Raw genomic sequence first — 26,029 nt, 5'->3', positions numbered from 1 at the left:
GTCCAGGCGCCTTTAATCTTTTCCAGTTTACTATTTTGAGGTGCCCGATTTTGGTCTAAGGATATAATAGAATCCAACTAAAATAAATGGTATGCTCAACCATTGACCGGTAGATAGCAAACCAAGTGACTCTTCAAATCCGCCCTGACTTTTCTTTACGTATTCCACAAAGAAGCGCACCGTCCATAATAGCACCAGGAATACCCCAAAAAGATACCCAAGTTTATCCTTTTTATCGGTTTTCCAATATAAATAATACAAAATGGCAAAGACAAAAATATAGCAAAACCCTTCATAGAGTTGGGCTGGATGCCTATAGGGAATAGCCTCCAAATACTCGGCAAACCTAGGGTCTTTCTCAATTAGATTGTAAGCAGCATTTACCGTTTTTTCTTTGGTAATGGATAATGCTTTGTAAGCAGGCATGTCGTCGGAATCGCGTACGAACCTAGTGGCCAGGGCAAAAGATTTTTCCACAGGTTTACCGTTGATCTCCGAATTGAAGAAATTCCCCAATCGAACACAAAAGGCACCAATGGATACTGGAATTACAATGCGATCCAGGATCCATAGAATTTTAAATTCAGGATATTTTCTGGTGTAGAGGTACATGCCAATGATAATTCCAATGGCTGCTCCGTGACTTGCCAAACCGGTAAATCCTGTAAACTCGTAACCATTAATAAACCCGAAAAGTGTGCTATCGGCACTTTCTCTAATGGGCAGCAAAATTTCCAATAAATGGTTTTGGTAATATGGCCAATCATAAAAGAACACATGGCCTAATCTTGCCCCCAACATGGTAGCCAGAACGGTATAAATAAAAAGGGAGTCTAACTGCTCCAGGGATTTTTTTTCTTTTAAGAATATCTTCTTCATGAGATACCAGCCCAATGCGAAAGCGATTATCCAAAGAAGATTGTAATATTTTATTTGTATTACCCCAATTTTAAAAAGTGTATCGGCGGGATTCCAAGTAAAGCCTAAAAAGTACATCTACGATTTTTTAAGGGACTAAGATAAGTAAATACTGCAAAGAATTGAGGTCGGAAATAGGTTAATTTGGATCTGCGGACAGGAATATATTTAGAAAAGCTTTGCTGCCTCTGTGTGCAATTATGTTAAAATTGGCTTGATAAATTATTATTAAACCAGGAATCCGGAAATAAAAAAACTATGGTACCGGGTCGTAACCACTTCCACCCCAAGGGTGACAACTAAAAATCCTTTTTAAGGCCAACCAGCCACCTTTGAACAGGCCATGTTTTTGTAGGGCTTCCAAAGTGTATTGTGAACAGGTAGGGGAATAGCGGCAAGAGGCCGGGGTAAGTGGGGAGATGAAATTTTGGTAAAACTTCACCAACAGCACAAAAGGGGCAATTAATATTTTTTTCATCTGTTTAGAAATTTCGTATTAATCTGGAAAATGTACTCTATAAAAATTTTCCGCAAAGATTAAACGCTTCACTTTCGTATAAAAGCCAATTCTGTTATGGGTAGATATCTACTTTAGCTGAGACTAAAGGTAGTGCCGTCTTTTCCATCATTCAATTGAATGCCCATCCCTGCAAGTTGGTCCCTTATTTTGTCCGATGTGGAGAAATCTTTATTGGCCCGTGCCTCATTTCGCAACTGAATAAGAAGGCCAACTACACTGCTTAATTTATCGGAATTAAGCATAGCGCTATTTTGATTTTCCAAACCTAATACATCAAAAACAAAACCGTTCATGGCCTCTATGAAAAGTTCCTTGTCCTTTTCGGTTATAGTTTCCTTGCCCTCTTTTATTAAATTGATGCGTTTTACAGCTTCAAACAAATTGGCCGTTAGCATAGGGGTGTTGAAATCATCGTTCATGGCATCGTAACCCTTCTGTTTCCACTCCTCCACATTAAAGCTGGATGACGAACTGGTAGTTAGGTTACCCATGCTGCCAATGGCATCCATCAATTTTTGAAACCCCTTTTCGGATGCGGAAAGCGCTTCGTCGCTTAGGTCCAATATACTGGTATAGTGCGCCTGCATCATAAAAAAGCGTACTACGGATGGTGTGTATGGTTTACTTAGGATTTTATTCTCGCCAGAGAACATCTCATTGGGCAAGATATTGTTTCCGGTAGATTTGGCCATTTTTTTGCCGTTCAAGGTCAGCATGTTGGCATGTAACCAATACTTTACGGGAGCATGTCCGTTGCAAGCTTCGGCCTGGGCAATTTCACATTCATGATGTGGAAATTTAAGGTCCATACCGCCACCATGTATGTCAAAAGTTTCTCCCAGATACTTGGTGCTCATGGCCGTGCACTCCAAATGCCAGCCAGGGAAACCATCTCCCCAGGGGGAAGGCCAACGCATTATATGCTGGGCTTCCGCTTTTTTCCACAACGCAAAGTCCTGTGGACTCTTTTTTTCGTCCTGAGCGGCCAATTCACGGGTATTGGCAATCATATCCTCCAATTTTCTCCCACTTAATTTACCGTACTCATTGGTCTTGTTGAATTTTTCAACATCAAAATAAACAGACCCGTTAATTTCGTAGGCATATCCTTTTTCCAGGATATTCTTTATGATTTCAATTTGCTCAATAATGTGTCCGGTGGCGGTAGGTTCAATGCTTGGGGGCAATAAATTGAATTTTTGCAATATGCTGTGAAAATCCAGGGTATATTGTTGAACCACCTCCATGGGTTCCAATTGTTCCAATCTCGCTTTCTTGGCAATCTTATCCTCTCCGTCTTCCGCATCATTCTCCAAATGCCCGGCGTCTGTAATATTCCGGACATATCTCACCTTGTAACCCAAATGCTTTAAATACCTGAAGATCATGTCGAAAGACATAAAGGTTCGGCAGTTGCCCAAATGTACATTGCTGTAAACGGTAGGTCCACAGACGTACATGCCTACATGACCCTCGCTTAAAGGTTCAAAAACTTCTTTTTCTCCCGTAAGGGAATTGTAAACTTTTAATTTTTGAGTTTGGTACAAAGACATTATTAAGCGGGACAATTAAAATTTGGTATCGATGTTTATATAGTCTAAAAATTCTCGTCTAACGGCCTCTTCCTTAAATTTTCCACCGTATTCTGCCGTTACGGTACTACTTTCAATGTCGCGTATGCCCCGGGAATTTACACATAAATGTTTGGCGTCTATAACACAGGCAACATCTTCCGTTCCTAAAACCTCTTGAAGTTCCCTTACGATCTGAATATTTAGTCGCTCCTGGACCTGTGGTCTTTTGGCGTAATAATCCACTATCCTGTTCATTTTGGACAAGCCAACAACGGTACCTTTGGAAATATAGGCCACGTGGGCTTTCCCCACTATTGGCAATAAATGATGTTCGCAGGTGGAGTATAGTGTTATGTTTTTTTCCACTAACATTTCACCGTACTTGTATTTATTGTCGAAGGTGGATGATTTGGGCCGTCGTTTTGGATTTAGTCCCCCAAAAATTTCATTGACGAACATTTTGGCCACCCTATTCGGGGTTCCCTTTAAACTGTCGTCCTCTAGGTCGAGGCCCAAAGTCAGCATTATTTCGTTTACACTGCCTCTGATACGGGCTATTTTTTCTTCATCACTTAGCACAAATGCATCCTTACGTAAAGGTGTGTCCTCAGCAGCGGAAACGTGATCGTCCCCTAACTCTTCAAAATGCTTTTCCAATGCGTTGTCGATTTTCATTAAAATATTGCTTTTTAAGGCAGCAAAGATATACATTATATGCCACTTTATACCAAGTTTGCTTACTTACACAACATAAATTAGTGTTAACTAAACTAGGGTGTTACTTTTGAAATTCCCAAATTTTATAGGTATTCATGAACAGGTTGGTCGTCGTTTTAGGTGTTATTTGGTGTCTAGGTACTGCTTTGGCCAAGGCCCAAGTGGCTCCGGATTGCTCAAATGCGGTGCCTATTTGCAACAATACACCGGTCAACGGCGGTACTAATGGCTATGGTGCTGATGACTTTAAAGGTGCCGGGAAATCCGGTTGTTTGGAAAAAACACTTTCAGGCGCAATTGAATCCAATGCTGCGTGGTATAGATTTAGGACGGGTGCCTCTGGACAATTAGGATTTAATATTGGTTTCGATTCTAACGAAGATTGGGATTTTGCCCTTTATAAGGCCAGTGATTGCAATTCCTTGGGTGACCCCATACGCTGTAATTTTTTTGATAATAGGGATGCCAATAGTTTTATTGGTGTAGGGGAGGACCCTCAAGGTGCAACGGATAATGTTCAATACGAAGAATGGTTGGAGGTTTTGCCCGGTGAGGATTACTACTTATTGGTGAATAATTTTAGTAATATTAATTCTGGCTTTTCCATTCAGTTCACAGGTCAAATCTTTGTTACCAATCCTTATGATGCATTGGATTGTGCAATAATCAACAATCTTTTGGGGCCTCCAATTGCGGCGTGTAACAATGAAAACATTGTTTTGGATGCCTCTACTGCCGATGTAGTAAGTTATACCTGGTATAAGGATGTAGGAAATGGTTATGCTGTAATTCCAGGGGAGGTATCCGCTACCTTAAATGTGTTGGAAGCCGCTTTTTACCGAGTGGAAGTAATAACCCAGTCCCAGAATAATATAATTAGTGATGTGCAAGTGGGGTTTTCCCAAGCGCCTACAACATCTCCTGTAGATGATGAACACCTGTGCCTGGATTCCGGTTATTTTTATTTAAGTGATAAGGATCAAATGGCATTGGGCGGACAATCTGCGAATGACGTAATTATATCCTATCATACCAGTTTGGCCGATGCGGATGCAGGGGTAAATGCCCTGCCTTTGGAATATGGGTTGCAGGCTGGGGAACAACAGATATATATCAGGGCTACCTCCGTACAGAATCCCAGATGCTATGATGCTTCAGAGGATTTTAAATTAACGGTTCATGAACCTTTGGCTCCTAATTTTCCCTTGGAGGTTTTTCTCTGCGAAGGGGAGGTCAATGCTGTAATAGGGGAGGCGGTCCCGGATCCAGAATATAATTATCTTTGGAGTACAGGTGAAATAACTTCCAGTATAACAGTTGCCCAGGGCGGGGAATATTCCTTGACGATTACCGATAAGCTTGGTGTTTCAGCATGTGACAATACCTTTATGATTAATGTTTATGCTTCAAAAACACCGCATATAAAGGAGGTCATAATAGAGGATCTGCAGGATAGCAATACCGTTACGATAGTTCCCGATAGGGAGGGCGATTTTGAATATCGTTTGGATGAAGGGACATATCAGCCAGATAATAAATTTTATAATGTACTTCCCGGTAGGCATAGCGTTACATTGAGCGATTTGAATGGTTGCGGATCTGCCACGGAAACCATTGTTGTGGTGGGGTTTCCTAAGTTTTTTACCCCCAATGGGGACGGGGCAAACGATGTTTGGAACATTGTAGGTATTTCCAACTTGGAAGAACCTATATTAACGGTTTATAATAGGTATGGAAAGTTGCTTAAACAATTGTCCCAAAATAGCATGGGTTGGGATGGCACCTATAATGGTGTGGCATTGCCTTCGGACGATTATTGGTTCAAGCTTAGTTTTAAGGATCAAGATGGTCAGCGTATCATGGCAAAGCATATTAATAATCATTTTTCCTTAAAACGTTAATACTAAATTGGTGGGGCGGTAACTCATATCTATCCTGCCAATCTTGATGGCCATTGTCTGCAAATTCTATTTAATAATTGCGTACAAACGATGGGTATCCGGGACTGGCAAAGCCACAATGGATACATATAAAAAAGGCCAAGTTTTTGTGATAAAATATACCTCCTATATACTAAATCATTTTCATAAGAGTTATTATACTTGATTTAAGTATGTATTTAGCCCCAATTTCTATGCGGACACTTATCTGTTCTATATGTGTTATGTTACTGTTTGTTAGTAATATAGTTGCACAAAATTCACCGGATTGTAGGAGTGCTATTCCTGTTTGTGCAGATGGCCAGCCAATTATGCCAATTGTTGATGGCAGTGGTGATATAGACGACTTTGATCCTGATGTAATTCGGCAAAGTGGTTGTTTGGAGAAAGGAAGTGTAAGTTCTGCGAATATCGAAAACAACACCTCTTGGTTTGTTTTTAGAGCAGGTACAGGCGGTCAGGTAGGTTTTGACATTGAGGCTTTGCCGGTAACGGGTACTACAATAACAGCGGAGTGGGACTTTGCGGTTTATGGTCCTTATGATCAGACCAGTGGGCAAAATTTCTGTTCGATTATAGGAAGTGGATCAGAACCTATCCGTTGTAATTATGAAGCCAATAATACGCGTTTCACGGGAATAGGGATTAATCCGGAGAATGGGGATGTGGGTGCTCCTTTTTTAAAGCAAAGCCAAAACACATATGACGAATGGTTAGATGTACTCCCAGGAGAAATCTACTATATTTTCATTAATAATTTCAACACCAATTTCGATGATGATGCCGAGCAATTTTCATTGACTTTTACGGGTAGTTCGGTTGATGCCGATCAAGATAATGCGTTGGATTGTACCTTACGTGACGAATTTTTGGGATTGGATATAATTGCTTGTGAGGATGATCCGGACATCACCTTATCTGCACAAAATTCTCCTTTTGGACCTGATATTACAAGTGTTGTTTGGACTGTAGATTATGAGGACGATGGCGTTATTGATGCCACCTTGCCGGGATCCGGACCTTCCAATGCCGAATTGGTGGTCAGTAGCCCCAATTCTGGACGCTATTTTGTTGAACTGACCAACAGTTTTGGAAATGATGTAGGTGATAATATACTAATCACCTTTTTTGGAACCCCAGTACTGCAGGAGGTAATCGTTAGGGATGACCTTTCTGATAACAACATTGTAGAAATAGTAGTGGCCAACCCGGACGGTAATTATGAATATGCCATTAACGGAGGCGAATTTCAGGATGATCCTGTTTTTAATAATGTGCCACCCGGGGTAAATACGGTGATTATAAATGATAAAAATGGTTGTGGAACTACGGAGCCTATAGAGTTTTTAGTGGTCGGGTATCCCAAGTTCTTTACGCCCAATGCCGATGGTATCCATGACCGTTGGAATGTATATGGAATCTCCACCTTGATAGATCCGGTGGTATTTATATTTGATCGTTACGGCAAACTCCTTAAACAGATTGATGAAACCACAATAGGGTGGGACGGTACCTTTAACGGAAGGCCAATGCCTTCATCGGACTACTGGTTTAGGATGGACTATTCACGGGACGAAGACGGAATCATAGTGGCGCGCTCAGTTAGGACCCACTTTACTTTGAAGCGATAATCAAATTATTCTAAAATAAAAAAGACGGGTAAATCCCGTCTTTTTTGTTTCTAGTCTATTGTGTTCTTTAGAAATTCAGGGTATAGCCCAAACTTACTACGGAGTTTTTATTGGTTATGTTGGCCGGTGTTGGAAGGCCAACATCAAACAGTTGTTTGTTTATGTCCTGACTGGAGTAGTTGTAGGATAGGTCTAGCCTGCTTCCTCCAAAATTATAACCGATACCACCTGAATAGCCATTTAAATCGCCTATGGTACCCCCATTGGCGTACGGACTTTGTTCAAATCTATATCCTGCCCTTAAACTTAAGGCTTCAATGCGGTACTCACCACCTAATCTAAAAGTTGAAACGGCACTTAACTTATCGGAAATGAAATCGTTTTCTGAGGCAAAACTAGGATCTGAACCTGGTCTTAACTCTGCTTTTGACATGTCTTGATAGCTATAGTCGAAACTTAAAAGGCCATTCTGACCAAATATCATAGCCAAACTTCCTGTTAATTTCCCTGGTATTTTAATGGTATAGTCCTCAAAAACATTAATGATATTAAAGTTGATAAATGAAATATCGCTATCCGCCAGATCCGAATATATTTTTTGAGAGGTTTCGTCTGATAAATTGTACCAGGTTGGGGATTGATAACTACCACCTATTCTAAAATTTTCATTTAATTTCCCAATGGCCCCCAGGCTAAAGGAAAAACCATTTCCTTGGGTCCTAAGTAAATTATCGAAGGTTATAGTCTGAATTTCCGAATCGGAATCAAAGCCTCTTTCGGATAATCTGGTAAGTTTGTCCAGAAATACACTATGAATGTTCAGGGAAGCACCCAAATACAGATTGTCACCGTACTGTGAGGCTAAATTTGCGGTAAACTTACTGTTGTATCCAGCAGTACTCTGAGAGTAATCTTGGTTAAGGGTACTGTATTTCGCATTGGAGATATAATCGGTATTATTGTCATCCGAGAAATCTACAGGGTCTATTATACCACCGTAATATCCCAAAAATGCTTGCTGGTCCACAAAACCTAAGGTGGATCCTATGTCCAGGTAGGCTTCTTCTATGTACTCGCCGTCTTGTATTAGAAGTGGACCAAAAGGTACTCCGTTGGCCAAATCCAAAAAGTAATTATCTATGCCCTGATTACTATTACCGGAAACAAAAAGGTCATCGTCAAAATTTTTGATCAGGTCATAGTTAAATGCCAATGCTAATTTTCTCCATGGAGAACTGGCATTTGTGCTTTTAAATACAAAAACACCCCCAACTTGATTAAGGTCCAACGAATTTAAGGAGGTGCTGGAGCTACCATTGAAATAAAGGGCATCATTTTTAACATTGTAATTGGATCCGGTTATGGATAACAAGCTGTTGTTGAAAACAGCCGAACCGGCAGGATTTACGTTTAGGGAGGATAAATCTCCCCCCAATGCACCAAATGCGCCATTTAATCCTTGAAAACGTGCTGTACCATAGGAACCTTCTCCGCTAAGCCTTAAAACATCATTGATGTTCTGAGCACTCGCAAATGCACATACCAATAGTAGAATGAAAGTGTAATTCCTTTTCATTTTATTTAATTTTGAAAGTTTTTATTGAAATAAGGGACCATGTTTTTTAGTTGCGCCTTCCGCTACTTCTACTACTGGATGACGAAGATCTTGAAGAAGAACTGCTAGAGCTTCTAACGCTACCACTGGAACTGCTGGAGCTGCTAGAACTTCTATAGGTACTACTCGATGATCTGGTTGGAGTGCTGCTGGAGCTACTTCTGTAGTTTCCACTTGAAGACCTTGTCGGAGTTGAGCTTCTGTAGTTTCCACTGGATGACCTTGTAGGCGTACTACCGGAACTTCTATAAGTAGAGGTTCTGGGAGCTGTGCCCTTATAGGTTCCGCTAGAGCTGTTGCTCCTGTATGTCTGATTGCTTCTGGAGCTACTATTGTAATTTGGTACCGTCCTGGTGCTTCTGCTGGTGCGGTATGATCTGTTTCTTTCCAAAGCATCTACCCCAACATTACTGCGCGATGTAGTTCCAGTTCTATTGACATTACTGCGGCCAGTGGTGCTTCTATATCTGCTAGTGCTTGTTCGGTTTGCAGTGCCTATATTAGATCTTCCGTTTAGAGCAGTGCTCCTAAGATTGGTATTGGAGTTGTAAACACCTCTCCTGCTAGCGCTGTAGGCGTAATTTCTATTGTAGTAATTGTTGCCGAACCTACTGCGGGAATAGTAATATGGGTAGTGTCGGTAAGGAGAATAGAAGTAAGGGCTGTAATAACCGCTCCATCCGTAGCCTCCCCAGCCCCAGTTGTTCCATCCGTAACCACCCCAGCCCCAGTTGTTCCAACCATATCCATATCCGTAACGGTTCCATCTCCAAGGGTTGTAATATCCGTAATAGCCTCCGTAGAAGCCGCCGTAAAAACCACCATATCCCCATGCAAATGGAGAGCCGCCCCAACCCCAATCGTCATAAATGTTGATGTTCACATTGGTGGCATTATCCCCCCATGATCCGTACCCATTATAGTCGTTGTTGGTGGCATTATAGCCTAGATCCTGGTTATAGTCAAGGCTGTCGGATTCCATGTCACTATAATATCCATCAACATCGGTGAATACCTCGCTATCCAGAATCTCTCCATATTCATCGGCCTTTTGTCCAAAATAATCGCCATAGGCATTTGGTTTTTGGGTGGGCTGTTGTGTTCTTGGCCGTTGTTCGGTTACCCGAACTTGCTCGGTCCTATTGGAATAGATGCCATCATTATCATAATACGAGGCTTGCTGGTAAGACCCGCAAGATGCCAATACTATGCTAAGGAGTACAACAGTTGCTGCTATATGTATTCTTCGGTGGGGTAGAGAATGTATCATCGCTGTAAATTTAATTGTTGAACATTGTAAAAATAGTTAGTTTTGCCGAACTATTTCATTTAAATATAAGGTCGCAAGTTTTGTGCCAAACTTACTGGTATGGGTAAAAATTTAACGAAAAGAGCAGAGGATTATTCCAAATGGTATAATGAACTTGTTGTAAAAGCGGATTTAGCTGAAAATTCGGGAGTTAGGGGTTGTATGGTCATTAAACCTTATGGCTATGCCATATGGGAAAAGATGCAGGCCCAATTGGATATAATGTTTAAGGAAACTGGACATGAGAATGCCTATTTCCCATTGTTTATACCTAAGTCCTACTTGAGCAAAGAGGCCAGTCATGTGGAAGGTTTTGCAAAGGAATGTGCCGTGGTGACCCATTATAGGTTAAAAAATGCCGAGGATGGCAGTGGTATTATTGTGGACCCAGATGCCAAGCTGGAGGAAGAGCTTATTGTTAGGCCTACATCCGAAACAATTATATGGGATACCTATAGAAGATGGATTCAGTCTTATCGGGATTTGCCACTGCTGATCAACCAATGGGCCAATGTGGTGCGATGGGAAATGAGAACCCGACTTTTCTTGAGAACTGCGGAATTTTTATGGCAGGAAGGCCATACTGCGCATGCTACCGAAAAGGAAGCCATTGCCGAGGCAGAACAGATGATGGATATATATGCGGAATTTGCAGAAAATTACATGGCGGTACCTGTTATTAAAGGAACCAAAACGGCCAGCGAACGTTTTGCAGGTGCATTGGAGACCTACTGTATAGAGGCCTTAATGCAGGATGGTAAGGCCTTGCAGGCCGGTACCTCGCATTTTTTGGGACAAAATTTCGCCAAGGCTTTTGATGTGAAGTTTGCTACCAAGGAAGGGGTGCAGGAATATGTGTGGGCAACATCTTGGGGAGTCTCTACCCGCTTGATGGGGGCGTTGATCATGACCCACAGTGATGATAACGGTCTGGTATTGCCACCTAAATTGGCTCCAATACAAGTCGTAATTGTACCTATTTATAAAGGTGAAGATCAATTGGATGCTATTTCGGAAAGAGTGGCTCCTCTGGTAAAGGAATTGAGATCCAAAGGAATCTCTGTAAAATATGATAACCGGGATACCCATAAGCCTGGATTTAAGTTCAATGAGTACGAGTTGAAAGGAGTGCCTGTTCGTTTGGCGATAGGGCAGAGGGATATGGATAATGGTACTTATGAAGTGGCACGTAGGGATACTTTTGAAAAGGAAACCGTCAAGGGCGATGAGGTAGTGGCTAAAATTGAGTTTTTGTTGGAGGATATTCAGGCAAATATTTATAATAAGGCCCTGGATTATAGAGAAACACATATAACCGAGGTAAATTCTTATGAAGAATTTAAAGAAGTTTTGGAAAGTAAGGGTGGATTTTTATCGGCACATTGGGATGGGACCTCGGAAACGGAAGAATTAGTGAAAGAGCAAACAAAAGCTACTATTCGCTGCATTCCTATAGATGTCAAAGAAGAGGCCGGAGTCTGCATGGTAACGGGAAAACCCTCCTCCAAAAGAGTGCTTTTTGCTAAGGCGTATTAAAAGATTTTAAAAAATTTTATTTAGGTCTTGCGATAGTAAAAAATAATTGTATTTTTGCATCCGCAATTATGCGATTTGATGGTCCGTTCGTCTAGGGGTTAGGACGCCAGGTTTTCATCCTGGTAACAGGGGTTCGATTCCCCTACGGACTACTAAAGGTTATTTTGAAATTTTGGGGTATTGATGGCAACTTATAAGTTCTGTCCGTACTTGAAACCAAAAAATGGTCCGTTCGTCTAGGGGTTAGGACGCCAGGTTTTCATCCTGGTAACAGGGGTTCGATTCCCCTACGGACTACACAGTATGTTTAGGGGTGTAACCCAATAAAAAAAATTAATTAAATAGAAAATGGCAAATCATAAGTCAGCATTAAAGAGGATTAGAAGGAACGAAGCGGTAAGGTTACGTAACAGGTACCAGCATAAAACGACCCGTAACGCTATCAGAAGATTGCGTACAGAGGAGGATAAGAAAGCTGCTGAAACTTTGTTGCCAAGCGTGGTAAGTATGATCGATAGATTGGCTAAGCGCAATATTATCCATTCCAACAAAGCTGCAAACTTAAAGAGCAAGTTGACTAAGCAAGTAGCTGCACTATAAGTTTTATAATTTATATTAAGGAACGCCCTTCGTAAGAATGGGCGTTTTTTTGTTTTTGCTATCCACCATATTTCTCTTGTTATAAAAGTGTTTTATATAGGATAAATAATGGGGGATATCAATTTGGGTTAAGATATATAATGAAATTATCAAGATACCGTAAGGTTAAAGATATGCTTCTGAAAACCGTAGGTAATTCAATGAAATCATATTATATTCGGATTTCATTTTTTTTAATCCAAACGAATTGAAACAGAAAGTAATGGGAAAACTACGCTTTACACAAAAATTAGGGTTTATTGTATTCACGATTCTCTTAGGCTGTAAGTCGCAACAGGAAAAAGTACCACATAGTCACTCCCATGAAACTGAACACTCCCATTCCCATGCACACAGCCACTATCCGGAACATGATTCCATAACGGCCCATAAACTAATGTTTCCTTCCCAAGTACCGGACAGGGTAATTGCCAATTTAACGGCGGATCCAGCCCATAGCATGGCCGTGAATTGGAGAACGGATCAACAGGTGGAAGCTGGATTTGTCGAAATTGCCATAGCGACCGATGGACCGGAGTTTTTGTTGAAAGACGTAAGACGAGTGGAAGCGAAAAGTGAAATTTTTCAAAATCAGAACAGAAAGGAGCCCCTTGTAAAAGCGGTATACCATTCAGCTTTAGTGAAAAATTTACAGCCAAAAACCACCTATGTGTATAGGGTTGGTAATGGAAAGGAAGGCAACGATGGTTGGAGCGAATGGTTCCAATATACCACGGCCAGTGCCACTTCCGGAGACCCTTTTAGCTTTATTTATTTTGGGGACGCCCAAAATAATGTGAAATCGCTCTGGTCCAGGGTAATACGAAATTCTTACCGAAAATTTCCGGAAGTTGATTTTATGTTACATGCTGGCGATCTAATAAATGACAGGGATGCCAATCTGGAATGGGGAGAATGGTTTTATGCAGGTAGCTTTATTCATGCCACGGTGCCAAGTGTTATGACGCCGGGTAATCATGAATACAGGGATGGTGTATTGACCTCTTTATGGAAACCACAATTCACTTTGCCCGAAAATGGACCAATTGAGGAATTAAAAGAAACGTGTTTTGTAATTGATTATCAAGACATGAAATTGATTTCTATCGATAGCGAAGGTTATGATGAAAGTTTGGAAGCCCGTTCGGCACAGATAAAATGGCTAGATTCCGTATTGCAATCAAACACTAAAAAATGGATAACCATTTTCACGCATTATCCAGTTTATTCTACCAAAGAAGGGCGAGACAATTGGGAGCTGAGAGAAGGTATAAAACCTTTGATAGATAAATATGGGGTAGATTTGGTATTACAAGGGCATGATCATACCTACGCAAGAGGCTATCCTGATAACGAAGGTAAGGGTCTGACACTTCTGGACGATGCCGGTACCGTTTATGCAGTTTCTATTAGTGGCCCTAAAATGTACGAATCCGCGGACCAGGATTGGATGGTACGAAGGGGGGAATACACCCAATTGTTTCAAATAATTACCGTTACCAAAGATACCATTAAATATGAGGCGTACACGCCTATAGGTAACTTGTATGATGCCTTCGACCTTATTAAAAAGGATGGTAAAAAGCAGCTTATCAATAGAGTGCCGGATAGTCCCATCCGATTAAAAAAGGACTTTGTGAGAGAAGATAAATAGAGAATTCTATTTACGTTGTTGTTCAGTTAGGTCGTGATAAATGGTCTTTTTATTGATGTTGACCATAATTTAATGGTTAATTAATTTTATCGCTGTCTACGATAATCTGTAGGAGTAACGCCTTTAATTTCTTTAAACTTCCTGTTGAAATTGGCTATGGTTCTAAATCCGCATTGTTCGGATATCATGGAAATTGAAAGGTCGGGGTTGCTATTGATAATTTTACAGGCATTTTCAATTCGTATTTCAATCAAAAATTGAAAAAATGTTTTGTTGGTTCGTTTTTTAAAATAGCGGCAAAAGGAATTCTTGTTCATATGGGCCTTGTCCGCAATCTCTTCCAAAGTAATAGGTTCGTAGAACTTTTCCATGGCATATTTAAACACATCGTTCATGCGTTTTCCCTCGTCGTCCGTATATTTCTTTTTATAAACAAAGGACGATAGCGGAGTCGTTTCCGCTGTACTTATCAAATTTATTATTTTTAAAAGCGTAGCTACCCTTTCTATCTTATTCTGATGACTTAGTTTATTGAATTGCTTCGTGATTTTCTGTTTTTTGGAAAGTACCTTCAATCCGTATTCCGAACCCTTAAAGAATTCCTTGGTTTCTGCCATATCCGTTATCTCGAAAAAATGCCTTCCAAACGCGTCCTTTTTAAAAAATAAGGAGCACATGATAGATTCATCACTTTTGTGGGAATCACTTTTAAAAACATGGGGAACATATCCTCCAATTACCAAAATGTCGTTTTCCTTGTATTCGTGTATGGTGTCTGCGACAATAAAAGATCCAGACCCTTTTACGACAAGGCTTATTTGTATTTCCTGATGTTGGTGAAGTTGGCCATAAAATATCCTTTCGCGATCTTCTTGGTAGATGAGGGCTTCGTTTTTTGGTTTGGGTATTTTAAAGGGTAGTACTTTCAAGAATTGTTTTTGCAAATATTAGGTAAAAATATAATATTATGCAGTTTTTGGGGTAATATAGTATAATAATATGCTATTCTTGATTAGTTTTAATATATGGTAGGATAGGCTGCTATATATTATTGGATCGACACCTTAAGACCGACCCTTAAAATCAAACCTTAGCTTTTCTCCAATACCGGATGGTTATTATAATTTTAAGTTTGTTTTGCGGTGGATCTGAGACTTTACACTTTTTTGATTATCCCTAAAGTGAACTATGTGTTTATTTTCTTAGCGACATGCCTAGCAATATAGAAGTTTTATATACCAGCAAACCAGTGTGTTAAAATTGGCCAAGACAAGCAAGAAGATCTTTTTGGCACTTGCTGTACGCGTGTAGGAGGGAAGTGGTACAGTTGAGGGTGAGGTAAACCATATCAACTAATAATTCATAATTGTGTACGGTATACGCAGTTTATAGTTTTTTGATTTTTTCCACAACTTGCTCATAAATATCCAATTCATCTTCCAATTTCAAACGGTCATTATATTTTTTCTTAAGATCATAGTCCGTTAAAATGATATGTTCATTGGGTTCGATGTCTATGTTCTTTAGGCACTCTTTGGCGCATTGAAGGGGGCATCCATCAACTACAATTATCGGCCTATTGGACCTAGCCTTTTTTACAAGTGATTTGACTTTGCCGCCTATTCCGGCTATACATGACATCTCAGCGATACCATCGGAATTTGTTTTTACGGCAATATCGTTCGCCAATTGCGCCACATTGCTACAACCTGAACAGGAATATATTAAAGGTACCGTACTTTGCTTATGCTTTTCCATTGTTACAATTTTTGTAAAGATTTACAATAGATTTTTTATCCGACTATCCTTATCGGTTTGTACATTGTCCACATTGTAATAACCACCTTTGTTATGCTTTCGTTCCACGGATTGGCGAATAATTAAATGAGCTACATTCACCATGTTTCTTAATTCACAGAGCGAAGTGTTAATTTTTACGCTTTTATAAAGTTCCTCGACCTCATTGTAAATCAGGTCAAGATGCCGAACTGCCTTTGTTAAACGACTATTGCTTCTTACAATTCCCACATAATCCCGCATTAGTGCCTGCAACTGTGTAAGATTGTGTTGTATTAGAACATATTCTTTGGGAATGCTTGTGCCGTCATCATTCCATTCAGGAATGGTTGTGCATATCCAATCAACCGGATGTGCAGTGTGATATTCATATATATTATGGGCATAAACCAAAGCTTCCAATAAGGAGTTCGAAGCCAATCTATTGGCCCCGTGCAATCCTGTTCTTGAGCACTCACCGCAGGCAAATAGGTTGGTGACCGAAGTTTTTCCGTTCTTATCCACAACAATGCCACCACATAGGTAATGTGAAGCGGGAACAACGGGAATCCAATCTTTTTCAACATCAATATGGTTGATCAGGCATTCTTGATAGATATTTGGAAAATGATTTTTGAAGACATCGATATCCAGGTGGGTGCAGTCTAAAAAGACATGGGTATCCCCTGATTTTTTCAACTCTTTGTCTATGCTTTGGGATACGATATCCCTCGAAGCTAATTCTTCTCTTTTATCATAATCTGGCATAAATCTATGCCCGTTTTTATCGCGTAAAATGGCACCAAAGCCCCTGACCGCTTCAGAAATCAGAAATGATTTCCCATCTTTATTGTTATACAGCGCCGTGGGATGAAACTGTACAAACTCCATATCCTTAATTTCAGCTTTTGCCCTATAGGCCATTGCTATGCCGTCCCCTGTTGCTATTATTGGATTTGTGGTATGACCGTATACCCGACCAATACCACCCGATGCCAATAACGTGCTATCTGCTCTAATCGTAATAATATCTCCCGTCTTTTGATCTAATACGTAAGCCCCGTAGCATGTTATATTTTTTGATTCCGGGGTATTAAGATGATGTTCAGTAATCAGGTCCATTGCAAAATGATAGGATAAAACAGTGACATTGGACAATTTATGAACTTGTTGCAGCAATGCTCGCTCTATCTCGAACCCTGTAATATCCTTATGGTGCACAACACGGTATTCAGAGTGTCCACCTTCAATTCCTAAATCCAGCTTACCGGAATCATTAATATCAAAACTGGCACCCCAGAGCATTAATTCCTTGAGCCGTTGTGGACCTTCCTTTATAACCATTTCAACCACGGCTTCATCACACAATCCGTCTCCCGCAACCAAAGTATCTTGAATGTGTTTTTGAAAAGAATCTTCCTCTAAATCCAATACTACGGCAACACCACCTTGGGCATATTTTGTGTTGGATTCCTGCTCATCTGCCTTAGTGACTATAATTACCGTCTTATTGGGAAACCTCTGGGCAATCTTTACGGCGTAGGTCAATCCTGCCACGCCCGAGCCTATAACAAGAAAATTTGCATTTACCATTTTATTTCGATAATTCCAACATTCTTTGAATAGGTTGTAGTGCACGCAACCTTATGTCTTCTTGAACTTCAATTTGTGGTGTTTCATTTAAAAGACAATCATAAACTTTTTGAAGGGTATTGACTTTCATATAAGCACATTCACTGCAGGCACAGGTGTTATCTTCCTCTGCAGGGGCCGGAATAAGAACGGTAGTGGGGACCTCAAGCTGCATTTTGTGTAATATACCGGCTTCCGTGGCAACAATAAACTGTTCCTTGGGGTGGGTTTTTACATAATTGATCATACCTGCAGTGGAGCCAATGTAGGTAGCAAGATCTAGGATGTGCTCCTCTGATTCTGGATGGGCTATTATTTTGGATTCGGGATAAGTCTTATAGAGAGCCAAGAGCTTATCTACGGAAAAAGCCTCATGAACTAAACAGGAACCATCCCACAGCAATAGGTCTCGTCCCGTTTTTTTACTTATATAGCGTCCCAAGTTTTTGTCGGGTGCAAAAATAATTGGTCGGTCCTTAGGTACCGACTCTACTATTTTTAGGGCATTGGATGAGGTACATACAATGTCGCTCATTGCTTTAATTTCTGCGGAACAATTAACATATGTAATAACCAGATGCTCGGGGTGTGCTTTTATGAATTTTGAAAACGGCTCTGGCGGGCAGGAATCTGCCAACGAACAACCTGCATTTAAGTCGGGCAAAAGCACTTTTTTTGTTGGATTAAGGATTTTTGCCGTCTCAGCCATAAAGTGTACCCCAGCAAATACAATAATAGATGCATCGGTCTCAGCGGCCATTTGTGAAAGTCCCAAACTGTCGCCAACGTAATCGGCAATTTCTTGTATCTCATCGCGCTGGTAGTAATGCGCGAGAATAACGGCATTTTTTTCACGCCTTAAGCCGTTAATTCGCTCTTTTAAGTCCATAAGATCAAAAGTAATTTTGAATCGGGCAAGTTAGGAGTTGCACCTCCTGTGAAAAATGATAAATATCATAAAATCAGATAAAAATATCTTTTTATCATCTAATTAATTTTAATAAGGAATCGTGCTAGGTTTCGGGCTTCTGGACTAAAATGATACCAATAGGTGGGTTCTGTAAAATTTGATCTAGGCTTAGTGGATGTTTATAAGCTTTGACATGCCATGGACATATTGGAAATCAATAATTATTATTTCATATAACAATGGACAAAGGGGTGTAATTAATAATGTGCCTTTTTCCAAGAGAGCATTTATGAACCGGAAGCATTTTTGTTTTTGTACCTCAACTCGCCCAACTCAATTCCTATAGCTGTCTTGGCAAGGATAGTAAACACAAATGCCCCCAATGCCCAAATGCCTATGGTAACCCCTATTTCTATATTAGTAGGTAGATATTCCACTATTTTGCCGTAAGGTCCGGGAATAAACCCAGGTACAATTAAGCCAAATCCCTTCTCGATCCATATGGCCACAAAGAGGATAAAACAGCAGAAGTACAATACTTTTAGATTATTTCTAAATTTACCAAAGGTTAGAATTACTGTAGCTAAAATATTTAAAGGTATAGCGGTCCAAATCCATGGAAGCAAGGCGTTCTTACCGTGTAATCCAAAGAAAAGATAATAAGCACTTTCGCTATGATGTGTGGGTGCGTAGAATTCCTTGAACAATTCCGAGACTAGCATTATTAGGTTAATCTGTGCTGCTACGGTCACGATCATAGCAATTTTTTTGATTGTTTTATCTTCTATTTTAAAGGCAGTAAAAGAACGGATAACAGCCAAGACCAAAATTATCAATGCCGGCCCAGCTGCAAAGGCCGATGCCAAGAAGCGTGGTCCTAACAGTGCATTATTCCAAAATGGTCGCGCTTGCAAACCTTGGTATAAAAAAGCTGTCACAAGGTGAATGCCAACGGCCCAGAAAACGGACAGAACAGCCCCTGGGACGTATACTTTTTGCTTGGCCTCCTTACCTTGATAATGTCTAAAGAGAATATAAAAGGGAATGCTAATATTTATAAAAAGATACCCGTTTAAAACAATGACGTCCCATGTCAACATAGAATTGGGAAAATTAAAAACTCCTATTCCAGGAATCATATGCCAAAGTACAGAGGGACCTCCCATATCGGCCACCACAAAGGCCAAGCACATTATCAATGCAGCTACAGCTAATCCTTCGCCAATAAGGACGGCTTGTTTAAAGTCTATATCCTTAAGAACATATGTTGGCATTACCAGCATAACAGCGGCGGCGGCAACTCCTACTAAAAAGGTGAAATTTGAAATATAAAGCCCCCAACTAACGCGATCGGACATTCCAGTAACACTGAGTCCCTCATCCAATTGAATGGAATAGCAATACATGCCTATGAGCATTACCAAGGTCAGAAATCCCATCCAAATATGATACTTAATAGATCCTTTGGTAATGGTATCCAGACTATCGATTACTAAACTTTTTAATACTTTTAGTTGTCCCATTATATATTATATATTGATTTGAAAATCAATCTCATTAGCCGTAAATATTATACTCAGCGTTCTGATTTACCATTTTCCTATTGCTACCTTTTTTGGTGGTTAATCCATAAAGTACCAGAACTTGGGTTCTGTTCCTAAATCTTCCTTCAGCCTAAAGACTTTTTTGTTTTCCAATACCCATCTGATGGTACTGTTAGGGTCTAAAAGGTTGCCAAAAATTCTGGCTCCTGTTGGGCAGGCTTCAACGCATGCCGGATTCTTTCCTTTTCTAGTTCGTTGCACACAAAAAGTGCACTTTTCCATTACTCCTTTTTTACGCATTCTATTTCCCAGGTAGTGCTGGTTTTTATTAATTTCCTTTTCTGGAACTTCAGGTTTACTCCAGTTAAATCTTCTTCCGTCATAGGGGCAGGCGGCCATGCAATAGCGGCACCCTACGCACCAGTCGTAGTCTATAACAACCAGCCCATCTTCTTCTTTCCAAGTAGCTTGTACGGGGCATACTTCCACGCAGGGTGGATTGTCACAGTGGAAGCATTGGGTACCCATATAAAAATGACCTTCTGCAGGAACTTCATGATAGTAATTGTCATCTGCCTTGTCAAACTTAAATCCTTCCCCATCTTTCATTTCGTGGATACGGATATACTGCATTTGTGAATTTCTATCCTGATTGTTCTCTTCCACGCAGGCACTTACACAGTTCATATATCCTTGACATTTGGAAATATTAAAAGCATACCCAAAGAGAACGTCTTCTGCGGCATTTTCTGCCGTCATACTTATATTCTTGCCGGTACGTAATTCATACGATCGCATAAGTCTATTAATTGTACTTTGCTTCTCTTCATCGGTCATCAGCTTATAGTTTCCTTTAAACTGTTCTTCCCAATCAATTTGTGCCTTTTCTTTAGTTTCATCGTCAACTACAACGCTACAAGAGGTACTAACTGCGCCAGCTCCAATAAGTAGGCTTGCCGTTAGTTTTCTAAAGGCGGTCCTTCTATCCATCTTTACATCAAAAACCTGCTCAAAACCATCTCTATGTCTTTCCTCGCCTATTGAAGCATTGATGGCAGCCTCATAAAATTCATCGGCACTAAGTTCTTCTTTCTGGCTATTGCAACTGCCTTGCGACTTGCCACATCCACACGATCCCGAAGATTCTTTTTTCTTATTCGGACCTAGATCTAGGGAATACCATTTTTTATTAACGCTCATACCTTTGTTTTTAATGATCTAAACCTTCTTTTCGTTCTTTTAATGTTTGGGTGTTAAATTGTACCGGCCACCTTTTTTCAAAACCGGGACTGTGTGGATTATGACAATTTACGCAGGTCATCGAAGCTCGTGGCGGTGCCCATCCGGCAACTTTTTTACCGTGGGCACCTCCTTTCCAATCTTCGAACTGACTAAAATGGCATTGTGCACAAAGTTTATAGCTAAGGTTGAAATCTATGTTTTGGCCAGTTAGGGCATTTAGATTGTTCATATCATTTCCGTTATGGCAGGTAGCACAATTCATTATCTCACTTTTGGCGTGATTCAATTTAATGTCCCAGTGGGCTTTTTGAGCATCCAAGTTCTTCATTTGTGCAACAGGTCTGGAATGACACTCCGTACATGCAAATGATTTTATTTGTCCTTTTCTTTCCGGTATCAGGAATGTATGTTCTCCTTCGGTAATTGTAATTAATTCAGAATCGACCAATAATGGGTCGGAGGTAAGCTTTCCATGGTAAGGTTTACTCTCTGCTTCTATCTTATCTGAAATGGAATGATATTCTCCTTCTTCTTTGCAAGAGTAGAACCCCAGAATGAATAGGACTATTAAATAATATGTAAGGGTTTTATTCTTCATGTGAACTATTAAATTGTCTTAGGAAGGTACTGGCATCCATTTGGAGCTTCTCATTTTTTATGGGTAAATGGCATTGTCTACAATTAATGCGCTCCGGATGTGAGACTCTAATTTCTTTAGGAGCACTTGGTCCGGAATGACAGGAAATGCAGTTTTCCCTCATCTGCAATTGGTGGGGGATCATAGGAGGACTTCCTGGCATGGTGTTATTTGCGCCAACCCCTACTTTTGGAGGTTGTGCTTTGGCGAAAGCGAATTCCCTAAACGTGTTATTGGAGTTTATTGCAACATGGCATTGGCGACAATTTATCATCTCAGGATGTGGGGTTACAGGTGCATATGCATTGAATTTTTCTACAAATCCGCCATTCTGGTGGCATTGCAAGCAGGTGTTACCGCCCAGGCTTCGATCCTTCGCTACCGGATGTGGAATACTTGGTGGAGCTCCGGGATATGCCCTGTTGTCATAGTAACTTTCAAGTGTACGTTGATGGTTTTCGTCTATTGGCATATTTGAGTAGTCCATGCCTTTATTGTCGAATCTCTTAAAAACATTACTTTCCGAGGGAATAAAATTCCCAGTGGGAGTATCAATAGACGGTATGTCTGCTTCTTCAAGACCTTCCTGGTAGCTATAGTTCCAAGTGATAATAAACGCTAAGAAGATGATTACAAAAAATGATATGATTCCCAGTCTCTTTTTCATATTTTATGCTTTTTCAACTTTAACAGCGCATTTCTTGTAATCGGGTTCTTTGGAAATGGGACAGAAAGCATCAAGAGTCACATCGTTAATAAGCATATTTTCGTCAAAGAATGGAACAAATACTTGTCCTTTGGTCGGCAGTCCTCTTTCATTAATAGAAGCGGGTAAATTACAGGAACCCCTTCGGGAGGTTATTTTGATACTTTCGCCATTTCTTATTCCTAATGACTTGGCATCATCCGGATGAAACTCCACATAGGCATGGGGCATGGCTTGATGTAATACGGGGATTCTGCGGGTCATGGAACCGGTGTGCCAGTGTTCAATTACACGTCCTGTATTCAGCCAGAATGGATATTCTTCATCTGGCTTTTCCGGAGCTTCTTCAAAAGGTCGTTGCCATATCACAGCTTTTCCATCTGGCTTTCCGTAAAAATGAAAGTCTTTGCCGTTGGAACAAGCAGGATCATATTTTGCGTTAAATCGCCATTGGGTTGATTTTCCATTTACATAGGGCCAAATGGCGCCAGATTCTTTTTTCAGAACGTCCAATGGTGCCATACCGTGTTTGGCGCCTTCATGAAACTGCCTGTATTCGTTGAATATTTCCTCTACGTGATTTTCTTTGCTATAGGGAAACAGATCTCCATATCCCATTCGTTTGGCCACCTCAATAAACATCCAGGCATCTGGCGTAGTTTCACCTGGTCCTTCCACCATTTTGTCCCAATGTTGGGTTCGTCTTTCAGAGTTGCCATATAGTCCACCCTTCTCGATATGCCAGGAAGCTGGGAGAATAACATCTGCGACATCCGAAGTAGGTGTTGGAAATACATCTGAAACAACAATAAAACAAGAGTCCTTTTCCATTCCTGGCCTATAGCGACTGGTTTTTGGTAGTGAGACCAAGGGATTTGTGGCTTGCACCCATATGAACTTGATATCCCCTCTATCTACCGCCCTAAACATTTCAGTTGCATGGTAGGTGGGTTTGGATGGAATATTTTCGACAGGGACTTTCCAAATTTTAGCTGCCATCTCCCTATCTTCTTTATTGGTTACAACACCGTGCGGTAATTTATGGGTAAAAGTTCCCACCTCACGGGCAGTGCCACAAGCCGAAGGTTGCCCTGTTAAAGAAAATGGGCCATTCCCTGGTTGGGAAATCTTTCCGGTTAGTAAATGTATATTATATACTAAATTATTTATCCAAGTACCACGCGTATGTTGGTTCATTCCCATACACCAATAGGAGACTACCTTTTTATTTGGATCGCCATAAATTGCGGCTAAATATTTAATATCCTTCACGGAGACTTTAGAGTATTTGGCAACCTTTTCCGGACTGTAATCTTTCAGAAACTCCTTATAGGCATCAAAGTCTATTTTTTCTGGCTTATCCGTAAATTCATAATGGTCTTCCAGGCCGTATCCCATATTGGTGAGCCCTTTACTAAAACTACAGTGATTTTCAACAAAGGATTTGTTTACCCAGCCATTCTTGATAATCTCATAACAAATGGCATTGGCAACTGCTAGGTCGGTTTGGGGCTCAAACAGAATGGACTTGTCCGATGCTGTACTGGAACGAGTTGTTCTTGTGGCAAAATCAATAATTTTTGCACCGCGTTGAGATTTTTGCTCCAGCATTCTAGAGAATAATACAGGGTGCATTTCGGCCATATTATTCCCCCAGGTCACAAAGTAATCTGCATGATCAATATCTTCATAACAACCCATTGGCTCATCCGCGCCAAAGCTGGTCAAGAAACCTGTTACGGCACTTGCCATGCATAAGCGCGCATTGCAATCCAGATTATTGGTGCCTATGGCCCCTTTCATTAGTTTTGAAGCTATATATCCTTCGGGAATTGTGGATTGTCCGGAGGTGTACATGGCAACGGAATCCTTGCCGTGCTTTTCAATAGTTCCTTTCATTTTGGAAGCAACAAGATCCAAAGCCTCGTTGATTGGGGTTTGGATATACTTGCCATTTTTCTTGACCAGCGCATGTGTAAGCCTGTCCTTGGATTGAATACACATAATCTGGTGATATCCCTTTACGCAAAGTAATCCCTTATTGACCGATGAGTTGGGATCTCCTTTTACTGCAACGGCCCTTCCGTTTTCTGTGCCCACAAGTATTCCGCATCCCACGCCACAGAATCTACAAGGGCCCTTTTTCCAATCTAGGTTGGCATCTTCGGGAATTCCTTTTTCCTGGTCACTTGCAAATATAATTCCGGGAAACATAGATGCAGCAGCGGTCATGGCTGATAACATGGCCATTTTTTTAATAAAACTTCTTCTATTTGTTGCGGATTTGTACATAGATATATTATTAATTAGGCGGTGTATTAAAACCGGAGACTAGGGATAACATTTTGAGACTGTCTATAGCTTCAATTTTTTCTTTAAGGATTTCTTCCTCTATTTCGTCTGTCGTGTCGGTTACTAGCGCAAGAACATCTTGGTTCTTGGCCGGGACGACCTCACATTGCTGAAGGCTTCTCAATGCCTTCATCAACTCTTCTTTTTTTCCTGTGATGGGATGTGCTAGGTAACTTTTAATCGGCATCTAATTGATATGTTAATAATTTGAATAAGTCTTCTTTGTCAAATTCCCTATCAATTTAATAAAATTCAATAAACATTAATTGATAAGGGTCATAAATATTATCGATAATGTAAAAATGAAGGTGCTGGTTTAGAAGCTAAAAGGGAATTTTATGTATTTCCAACAATGTTTTAAAAGGAAAGCGACTCGAGTTTTATAGGGAAACAAATAAGCAATGCCCAAATAGGACTATTAATGTAATAATAAATGCCGTAACAACCTTTATCCCAGGTTTATAGCATTATTGGGTCTTCTTTCTTTTGCTGAGGGGGAATTTTAAATACCTGGATTCCACCCGATGGCGATTGCAACTTGTTTATTATCTTTAATTACAGACCTTATTATATAGGGCCGTTCAATACCAACATTTTCTAGGGAGGTTTCCATAGTCTCACCGTCTATTAGGACAGTGCCAGTGAAGTTGCTTTTTGGTTGGTGACCTAGTCCGTATCTATTATCTGCTACAAGAAGGAGCATTAGCATCTTTTCAGGGTCGGCGCAAGAACAATAGATGCCCAAACCATCCCAAAGATACACGCTGTTTTTGGTTTGTTTAATTGGTTCAATACGCGTGGCATCACCCAATATGTTTTTTATGATATTGTAGCTCGTTGGAAAACTAATAGGTGAATTGTTGATGCTTATCTCTTTAGGGGTGCACTCAATAATGACAGTAACTGTCTTTTTTTTTCTTTTGCTTGGATCTCTAAAGTCAAATATTCCCATTAGATGCAAGATATTTCTTTTTTTATTAATTGTGGATTAATTAGTTTTTTTTGCTAAAATAGAAGTAATGTCAGTTCTTGATTTGTTATTGTTGGTGCCTTTCAACATTGGTTGCTCAAACCTTATTTATTTCAAAACCTCAAACTGCGTTTGGCTTTTTCCGCAAAAAAAAGAACCACGCCTAAAAAGACGTGGTTTCTTGCTTGTGGTGACCTCGACTGGAGT

General features: G+C 40.4%; 22 protein-coding genes and 2 tRNA genes. 7 read left to right on the top strand and 17 right to left on the bottom strand.

All coding sequences use genetic code 11. The annotated features are described in order from the left end of the window. Nucleotides 1-30: 30 nt before the first annotated feature. From lgt to folE, 4 genes are all read right to left on the bottom strand, one after another. Nucleotides 31-996 (bottom strand): prolipoprotein diacylglyceryl transferase, encoded by a 966-nt coding sequence (gene lgt / locus MWU82_RS11485; RefSeq protein WP_072862167.1) that lies wholly within the window; start codon nucleotides 994-996, stop codon nucleotides 31-33. A gap of 178 nt (nucleotides 997-1,174) precedes the next feature. Then, nucleotides 1,175-1,396 carry a membrane protein insertion efficiency factor YidD gene (gene yidD, locus MWU82_RS11480; protein WP_034248263.1) on the bottom strand — a complete coding sequence of 74 codons (222 nt, stop codon included), beginning with the start codon at nucleotides 1,394-1,396 and terminating at the stop codon, nucleotides 1,175-1,177. Nucleotides 1,397-1,509: 113 nt separating this feature from the next. After that, a complete protein-coding gene (cysS, locus tag MWU82_RS11475) occupies nucleotides 1,510-2,991 on the bottom strand; it encodes a cysteine--tRNA ligase (RefSeq protein ID WP_215946385.1) in 1,482 nt (493 codons plus the stop codon). Nucleotides 2,992-3,006: 15 nt separating this feature from the next. Continuing rightward, complete coding sequence (folE, locus tag MWU82_RS11470; RefSeq protein WP_110355841.1) at nucleotides 3,007-3,687, bottom strand: GTP cyclohydrolase I FolE; 681 nt, start codon at nucleotides 3,685-3,687, stop codon at nucleotides 3,007-3,009. Between the two features lie 137 nt (nucleotides 3,688-3,824). Here folE and MWU82_RS11465 point away from each other — a divergent pair, with 137 nt between their 5' ends. Next, nucleotides 3,825-5,630 carry a T9SS type B sorting domain-containing protein gene (locus MWU82_RS11465; protein ID WP_247096497.1) on the top strand — a complete coding sequence of 602 codons (1,806 nt, stop codon included), beginning with the start codon at nucleotides 3,825-3,827 and terminating at the stop codon, nucleotides 5,628-5,630. 263 nt (nucleotides 5,631-5,893) lie between these two features. Then, the gene (locus tag MWU82_RS11460) at nucleotides 5,894-7,300 is read left to right on the top strand and encodes a T9SS type B sorting domain-containing protein (RefSeq protein WP_247096496.1); all 1,407 of its coding nucleotides are present in this window, start codon (nucleotides 5,894-5,896) and stop codon (nucleotides 7,298-7,300) included. A 67-nt stretch (nucleotides 7,301-7,367) separates the two neighbouring features. Here the strand turns inward: MWU82_RS11460 and MWU82_RS11455 are convergent, their stop codons facing one another. Further along, nucleotides 7,368-8,876, bottom strand: coding sequence for an outer membrane protein transport protein (locus MWU82_RS11455; protein WP_215946388.1), 1,509 nt, complete (start codon nucleotides 8,874-8,876; stop codon nucleotides 7,368-7,370). A gap of 46 nt (nucleotides 8,877-8,922) precedes the next feature. Beyond that, nucleotides 8,923-10,185, bottom strand: a complete 1,263-nt coding sequence (locus MWU82_RS11450) for a hypothetical protein (RefSeq protein WP_247096495.1) — start codon at nucleotides 10,183-10,185, stop codon at nucleotides 8,923-8,925. A gap of 99 nt (nucleotides 10,186-10,284) precedes the next feature. Between MWU82_RS11450 and proS the strand changes: the two genes are divergently transcribed. From proS to MWU82_RS11425, 5 genes are all read left to right on the top strand, one after another. Next, the gene (proS, locus tag MWU82_RS11445; RefSeq protein WP_215946390.1) at nucleotides 10,285-11,760 is read left to right on the top strand and encodes a proline--tRNA ligase; all 1,476 of its coding nucleotides are present in this window, start codon (nucleotides 10,285-10,287) and stop codon (nucleotides 11,758-11,760) included. 80 nt (nucleotides 11,761-11,840) lie between these two features. Then, nucleotides 11,841-11,912, top strand: a tRNA-Glu gene (locus MWU82_RS11440). Nucleotides 11,913-11,985: 73 nt separating this feature from the next. After that, nucleotides 11,986-12,057, top strand: a tRNA-Glu gene (locus tag MWU82_RS11435). Nucleotides 12,058-12,108: 51 nt separating this feature from the next. Continuing rightward, a complete protein-coding gene (gene rpsT, locus MWU82_RS11430; RefSeq protein WP_031442787.1) occupies nucleotides 12,109-12,360 on the top strand; it encodes a 30S ribosomal protein S20 in 252 nt (83 codons plus the stop codon). A 247-nt stretch (nucleotides 12,361-12,607) separates the two neighbouring features. Next, entirely contained in the window at nucleotides 12,608-14,053 is a 1,446-nt protein-coding gene (locus MWU82_RS11425; protein WP_247096494.1) for a metallophosphoesterase family protein, read from the top strand. An 86-nt stretch (nucleotides 14,054-14,139) separates the two neighbouring features. Here MWU82_RS11425 and MWU82_RS11420 read toward each other — a convergent pair whose 3' ends face one another. The 11 genes from MWU82_RS11420 to MWU82_RS11370 form a co-directional block, all read right to left on the bottom strand. Then, entirely contained in the window at nucleotides 14,140-14,982 is an 843-nt protein-coding gene (locus MWU82_RS11420) for an AraC family transcriptional regulator (RefSeq protein WP_247096493.1), read from the bottom strand. A 457-nt stretch (nucleotides 14,983-15,439) separates the two neighbouring features. Next, nucleotides 15,440-15,811: a putative zinc-binding protein gene (locus MWU82_RS11415; protein WP_247096492.1), complete on the bottom strand. Its 372-nt coding sequence runs from the start codon at nucleotides 15,809-15,811 to the stop codon at nucleotides 15,440-15,442. A gap of 21 nt (nucleotides 15,812-15,832) precedes the next feature. Beyond that, entirely contained in the window at nucleotides 15,833-17,422 is a 1,590-nt protein-coding gene (gene nadB / locus MWU82_RS11410; RefSeq protein WP_247096491.1) for an L-aspartate oxidase, read from the bottom strand. 1 nt (nucleotide 17,423) lies between these two features. Further along, nucleotides 17,424-18,350, bottom strand: coding sequence for a quinolinate synthase NadA (gene nadA, locus MWU82_RS11405; RefSeq protein WP_247096490.1), 927 nt, complete (start codon nucleotides 18,348-18,350; stop codon nucleotides 17,424-17,426). Nucleotides 18,351-18,658: 308 nt separating this feature from the next. Then, on the bottom strand, nucleotides 18,659-19,894 hold the full coding sequence (gene dsrP / locus MWU82_RS11400; RefSeq protein WP_247096489.1) for a sulfate reduction electron transfer complex DsrMKJOP subunit DsrP: 1,236 nt from the start codon (nucleotides 19,892-19,894) through the stop codon (nucleotides 18,659-18,661). A 99-nt stretch (nucleotides 19,895-19,993) separates the two neighbouring features. Then, complete coding sequence (locus tag MWU82_RS11395) at nucleotides 19,994-21,115, bottom strand: 4Fe-4S dicluster domain-containing protein (RefSeq protein WP_247096488.1); 1,122 nt, start codon at nucleotides 21,113-21,115, stop codon at nucleotides 19,994-19,996. 10 nt (nucleotides 21,116-21,125) lie between these two features. Continuing rightward, the gene (locus MWU82_RS11390) at nucleotides 21,126-21,755 is read right to left on the bottom strand and encodes a cytochrome c3 family protein (RefSeq protein WP_247096487.1); all 630 of its coding nucleotides are present in this window, start codon (nucleotides 21,753-21,755) and stop codon (nucleotides 21,126-21,128) included. Continuing rightward, nucleotides 21,745-22,461: a nitrate reductase cytochrome c-type subunit gene (locus MWU82_RS11385; protein WP_247096486.1), complete on the bottom strand. Its 717-nt coding sequence runs from the start codon at nucleotides 22,459-22,461 to the stop codon at nucleotides 21,745-21,747. The genes MWU82_RS11390 and MWU82_RS11385 overlap by 11 nt, the downstream gene beginning before the upstream one ends. 3 nt (nucleotides 22,462-22,464) lie before the next feature. After that, entirely contained in the window at nucleotides 22,465-24,792 is a 2,328-nt protein-coding gene (locus MWU82_RS11380; protein WP_247096485.1) for a molybdopterin-dependent oxidoreductase, read from the bottom strand. Nucleotides 24,793-24,802: 10 nt separating this feature from the next. Further along, nucleotides 24,803-25,039: a hypothetical protein gene (locus MWU82_RS11375; RefSeq protein ID WP_247096484.1), complete on the bottom strand. Its 237-nt coding sequence runs from the start codon at nucleotides 25,037-25,039 to the stop codon at nucleotides 24,803-24,805. 315 nt (nucleotides 25,040-25,354) lie between these two features. Further along, on the bottom strand, nucleotides 25,355-25,804 hold the full coding sequence (locus MWU82_RS11370; protein WP_247096483.1) for a hypothetical protein: 450 nt from the start codon (nucleotides 25,802-25,804) through the stop codon (nucleotides 25,355-25,357). Nucleotides 25,805-26,029 lie beyond the last annotated feature (225 nt).

The organism is Arenibacter sp. S6351L (assembly GCF_023016025.1).
In the GTDB taxonomy this organism is placed as follows: Bacteria; Bacteroidota; Bacteroidia; order Flavobacteriales; family Flavobacteriaceae; genus Arenibacter; species Arenibacter algicola_B.
Note: the sequence above shows the minus strand (reverse complement) of the source record. Positions and strands in the feature narration are given on the sequence as shown.